General features: G+C 66.3%; 1 protein-coding gene and 1 pseudogene. Both read right to left on the bottom strand.

All coding sequences use genetic code 11. The features are described from left to right. A pseudogene (locus EOD07_RS34480) lies at positions 1–193 on the bottom strand (glutamate 5-kinase); the annotation flags it as partial. A 5-nt stretch (positions 194–198) separates the two neighbouring features. Further along, positions 199–1,227: a GTPase ObgE gene (gene obgE / locus EOD07_RS34475; RefSeq protein ID WP_041006844.1), complete on the bottom strand. Its 1,029-nt coding sequence runs from the start codon at positions 1,225–1,227 to the stop codon at positions 199–201. Positions 1,228–1,358: the final 131 nt, after the last annotated feature.

The raw sequence follows: 1,358 nt of genomic DNA, 5'->3' as shown, positions 1-1,358 counted from the left end.
AGCCGAGAATGGTGCGGCCGAGCGCGATCGCGCCCGAGGAGACGACGAGCACTTCCGCGCCGGCATCGGCAAGCACGGCGATGTCATCGGCCAAGGAGGTCAGCCAGTCGCGCTTCAGCCCTGCCGCGCGGTCGACGAGCAGCGCCGAGCCAATCTTCACGGTGATGCGCCGGTATGATTTCAGCGATTTCATAGGTCTTACCGCCAGCGCGTGTCGACGGGGGCCGGAACGGCGTCGCGCGATTCCGCGACCACCGCCATCAGCGCGCGCAGCACCGCTTCGACGCCTTCGCCGGTGACGGCCGACAAAAGCATCGGCGCGCGGCCGGCCGCGCGTTTCAGCGAGGCGGCCTTCTTCTTGCGGGCGTCCGCATCGAGGATGTCGACCTGGCTGAGCGCGACAATCTCGACCTTGTCGGTCAGCCCATGGCCATAGGCTTCGAGCTCGGCGCGTACGGTCTTGTAGGCCTTGCCCGGACTTTCCTCCTGCGCGGAGACGAGGTGGAGCAGCACGCGCGTGCGCTCGACATGGCCGAGGAAACGGTCGCCGATGCCCACCCCCTCATGCGCGCCCTCGATCAGGCCGGGAATATCGGCCAGCACGAATTCGCGGCCATCGATGCGGGCGACGCCGAGGCCGGGATGGAGCGTCGTGAACGGATAATCGGCGATCTTCGGCTTGGCCGCGGTGACGGCGGCAAGGAAGGTCGACTTGCCGGCATTGGGCATGCCGACCAGGCCGGCGTCGGCGATCAGCTTGAGCCGGAGCCAGATGCTCAGCTCCTCGCCGGGCAGGCCGGGATTGGCGCGGCGCGGCGCCTGGTTGGTCGAGGTCTTGAAATGCTGGTTGCCGAAGCCGCCATTGCCGCCCTTGGCGAGCAGGAAGCGCTGGCCGACAATCGTCAGGTCGCAGATCAGCGTCTCATTGTCCTCGGCAAAGACCTGCGTGCCCGCCGGCACTTTCAGCGTCACGTCGGCGCCCTTGGCGCCCGTCATGTTGCGGCCCATGCCGTGCATGCCGGTCTTGGCCTTGAAATGCTGCTGGTAGCGATAGTCGATCAGCGTGTTCAGCCCGTCGACCGCTTCCACCCAGACATCGCCGCCGCGGCCGCCGTCGCCGCCATCCGGCCCGCCGAACTCGATGAATTTCTCGCGGCGGAACGACATCGATCCGGCGCCACCGTCGCCGGAGCGAATGTAAACCTTGGCCTGATCGAGGAATTTCATCGGATTTTCAAGTTTCTGCTATTGCGCTTGCGGGATTGCTCTAAACCAAGGCGGGGCCAAGGGCGAGGCCCGTTTTGCGACTAAAGCGCCTGATGCCCTCGGGCCAAGGACGCGGTAGCACTGTTTGGGGG

The organism is Mesorhizobium sp. M2C.T.Ca.TU.002.02.1.1, assembly GCF_003997225.1.
Note: the sequence above shows the minus strand (reverse complement) of the source record. Positions and strands in the feature narration are given on the sequence as shown.

Bases quoted from the DNA above. Each gene is read 5' to 3' on its own strand.
- obgE (WP_041006844.1), bottom strand. From the start codon at position 1,227: ATGAAATTCCTCGATCAGGCCAAGGTTTACATTCGCTCCGGCGACGGT.